4 protein-coding genes and 1 pseudogene are annotated in these 3,251 nt (G+C 74.5%); 4 read left to right on the top strand and 1 reads right to left on the bottom strand.

The window, feature by feature from the left end; genetic code table 11:
* The 3 genes from GTW67_RS00830 to GTW67_RS00840 all read left to right on the top strand — a co-directional run.
* Positions 1-192: cold-shock protein (locus tag GTW67_RS00830; protein ID WP_161162852.1), on the top strand; the 192-nt coding region annotated here is incomplete at its 5' end.
* A 277-nt stretch (positions 193-469) separates the two neighbouring features.
* Complete coding sequence (locus tag GTW67_RS00835) at positions 470-2,050, top strand: DEAD/DEAH box helicase (protein ID WP_161162853.1); 1,581 nt, start codon at positions 470-472, stop codon at positions 2,048-2,050.
* Positions 2,051-2,122: 72 nt separating this feature from the next.
* Positions 2,123-2,449, top strand: coding sequence for an SCO5918 family protein (locus tag GTW67_RS00840; RefSeq protein WP_161162854.1), 327 nt, complete (start codon positions 2,123-2,125; stop codon positions 2,447-2,449).
* Positions 2,450-2,486: 37 nt separating this feature from the next.
* Here the strand turns inward: GTW67_RS00840 and GTW67_RS00845 are convergent, their stop codons facing one another.
* Positions 2,487-2,849 (bottom strand): DUF952 domain-containing protein, encoded by a 363-nt coding sequence (locus GTW67_RS00845; protein WP_161162855.1) that lies wholly within the window; start codon positions 2,847-2,849, stop codon positions 2,487-2,489.
* 47 nt (positions 2,850-2,896) lie between these two features.
* On the opposite strand from GTW67_RS00845, the pseudogene GTW67_RS00850 reads away from it, so the two are divergent.
* A pseudogene (locus GTW67_RS00850) lies at positions 2,897-3,251 on the top strand (hypothetical protein); the annotation flags it as partial.

The raw sequence follows: 3,251 nt of genomic DNA on the forward strand, positions 1-3,251 counted from the left end.
ACCGTGAAGTGGTTCAACGCCGAAAAGGGCTTCGGCTTCATCGAGCAGGACGGCGGCGGCCCCGACGTTTTCGCCCACTACTCGAACATCAACGCCCAGGGCTTCCGCGAGCTGCTGGAAGGCCAGAAGGTGTCGTTCGACGTGGCGCAGGGCCAGAAGGGCCCGACGGCCGAGAACATCACCCCCGCCTGACGCTCACGCACACTTCGCAGCTGGGGCCCGCACCTCAAGGGGTGCGGGCCCCAGCTCGCGGCGTTTCAGGATGCGATACCGAATTCACTCGGTCGTCCCACCCCCTGAATTCCGCCGTCGTCTCATATTTCTCGCTTTTCTCGATTCACCCGTTTCTCTCGGTTCGCACGGCGCACCTCGCCGAAGTCGACCGGGGCCGGCTCGTTCTTGCGATTCCCTGCGCTGCTCCGTCGCTGCGGGACTCCCTTGATACGTGCCGTATCAAGGAAGGTTCCGCATGAACCCCACACGAACGAACAACCGCTCCTTCCGCTCCCGCGGCGGAGGCTCCGGGCGCTCCGGCGGCCCGCGCCGCCCCCAGGGCTCCTCGCGCCGGCCCGCCGCCCCCCAGGGCGAGTTCGCGCTGCCGAAGACGATCACCCCGGCGCTGCCCGCCGTGGAGGCGTTCGCCGACCTCGAGATGCCGCCGGCCCTGCTGGCCGCGCTCGGCCGCGAGGGCGTGACCGAGCCGTTCCCGATCCAGGCGGCGACCCTGCCCAACTCCCTGGCCGGCCGTGACGTGCTCGGCCGCGGCCGCACCGGCTCGGGCAAGACCCTCGCGTTCGGCCTCGCCCTGCTGGCCCGTACGGCGGGACGCCGTGCCGAGCCGCGGCAGCCGCTCGCCCTCGTCCTCGTCCCCACCCGCGAGCTCGCCCAGCAGGTCACCGACGCGCTCACCCCGTACGCCCGCGCCGTGGGCCTGCGGTCGGCCACCGTCGTCGGCGGCATGTCGATCGGCAAGCAGGCCGGTGCCCTGCGTGCGGGGGCCGAGGTCCTCGTCGCGACGCCCGGACGTCTCAAGGACCTCATCGACCGGGGCGACTGCCGCCTCGACGACGTCGAGATCACCGTCCTGGACGAGGCCGACCAGATGACCGACATGGGCTTCATGCCCCAGGTCACCGCCCTGCTCGACCAGGTACGCCCCGACGGGCAGCGGCTGCTCTTCTCGGCCACCCTCGACCGCAACGTCGACCGGCTGGTGAAGCGCTACCTGACCGACCCCGTGGTCCACTCCGTCGACCCGTCGGCCGGCGCCGTCACCACGATGGAGCACCACGTGCTGCACGTGCACGACACGGACAAGCACCGCACCACCACCGAGATCGCGGCGCGCGACGGCCGGGTCATCATGTTCCTGGACACCAAGCACGCCGTGGACCGGCTGGTGAAGCACCTGCTGAACAGCGGCGTCCGCGCGGCGGGCCTGCACGGCGGCAAGTCCCAGCCGCAGCGCACGCGGACCCTCGCCCAGTTCAAGGACGGCCACGTCACGGCGCTGGTGGCGACCAACGTCGCGGCCCGCGGCATCCACGTCGACAACCTCGACCTGGTCGTCAACGTGGACCCGCCCACCGACCACAAGGACTACCTGCACCGTGGCGGCCGTACCGCCCGCGCGGGCGAGTCCGGCAGCGTCGTCACCCTGGTCACCCCCGACCAGCGGCGTGACATCAGCCGGCTGATGTCGGCGGCCGGCATCACCCCGCAGATCACCCCGGTCCGCTCGGGCGAGGAGGAGCTGACCCGGATCACCGGCGCGCAGGCGCCGTCCGGTGTCCCCGTCGTCATCGCCGTGCCGGTCGTGGAGCGTCCCCGACGTGCCGCGTCCGGGGGTTCCTCGTCCCGTGGCCGCCGTGGCCGCGGCGGCGCCGCCGGCCGTACCGCGCAGGGCGGCGGCACCGGTCAGGGCCGCTCGGGACAGGGGCGGTCCGCACAGGGCCGGTCCGCGCAGGCCGGCTCCGCCCAGGGGCGGTCCGCCGGTGAGGCGCCCCGGCGCAGGCCGCGGCGGCAGTCGAGCGGCGAATCGGCGGCCTAGTCCGGCACCTGCCGGCTCCTCCGAAGTCCCGCGAAGCCCTTCCGATTCCCTCTCTTCCCCCTGTGAGGCATCATGCGCTGCGTCATCGCCCGGTACCCGTTCGACCTGACCAAGGACGGGGTGCTCAGCTCGATGAAGGGCATCACGCCCGAGCCCATCACGGGTGAGTCCGTGACCATCGGCCGCCGCCGCTACCCCGTCAAGCAGGTGGGCGCGGTCATCACCCGTCAGGACCGCCGCGACTTCACCGGCGGCGAGGTCACCCGGGCCATGGCCCGGCTCGGCTTCACCTGCCACCCCGACCCCGAGGCCGAGGCCGAGCCCGCGCCCGCGCCCGCCGCCTCACCGGTGCAGACCGCGTCGGCGCTGCTCGGCGGCACCACGCCGCCGGCCGTCTGAGCGGCGGCGGAACGCGGGACGGACGAGGGCCCCGGCGTCAGCCGGCGGCGGCCAGACCGGCCGCCCGGCCCTCGTCGTCCCACCGGACCTCCAGGACCCGCTCGACGGCGTCCCGGTCGACCGGGCCGAACACGTGCGGGAACAGGGTGCCTTCGGGCACCCCGGGCGGCGGGGCCGGATCGGCCGCCTCCCACACGCACGGCGCGCTGAGCCGCTTCTCGTCGACGACCAGGGCGAGCAGGGGCCGGGGCGCGGTGCGGTAGAAGGCGTCGGCGACGGCGAGGGTCGTCCCCTCGTCCGGGGAGCAGTGGACGAATCCGTCCTCGGCGAGCGACGCGGGCGCGTACGGCCGGCCGGGATCGGCCTCCCAGTCGGCGAGCGGTACGACGTGATAGATCATCGTCCGATTGTCCCAGCGGCCCTCCCGCGCGGCCTCACTCCCGTGACGTGGCCGTGGTGCTCGGGCGTGCCGTCGGACCGGCCCCGGACGGGGCCGACGTCGCCGGCCCGGACGCCTCGCCGGCCGGCGGGGTGCCCGCGGCGACGGTGGGCACGGTGGGGGCGGACGTACTGGGCACCGCCCGGCCCGGCCCCTGCTGCGGCTCCCGGGACGGAGCGCCGGACGGCGTGACGGCCGGGGTGGGCGCGGACGAAGCCGACGCGGACGGCGCCGGCGGCGGCGACGAGGCGGACTGCGACGGAGACGGCGACGGCGATCGCTCTGCCGGGGGCGGGGCCGGCGGAGCGGCCGGACCGGCCGGCGGGCCGGGGTGCGTCCACTGCACGGGCAGCGCGATCAGGG

Source organism: Streptomyces sp. SID5910, assembly GCF_009862125.1.
Classification (GTDB): domain Bacteria; phylum Actinomycetota; class Actinomycetes; order Streptomycetales; family Streptomycetaceae; genus Streptomyces.

What these genes read in the sequence shown, in the direction of transcription:
- GTW67_RS00845 (WP_161162855.1), bottom strand. Translation starts at nt 2,849, where the DNA reads ATGATCTATCACGTCGTACCGCTCGCCGACTGGGAGGCCGATCCCGGC.
- GTW67_RS00835 (WP_161162853.1), top strand. Translation starts at nt 470, where the DNA reads ATGAACCCCACACGAACGAACAACCGCTCCTTCCGCTCCCGCGGCGGA.
- GTW67_RS00840 (WP_161162854.1), top strand. Translation starts at nt 2,123, where the DNA reads ATGCGCTGCGTCATCGCCCGGTACCCGTTCGACCTGACCAAGGACGGG.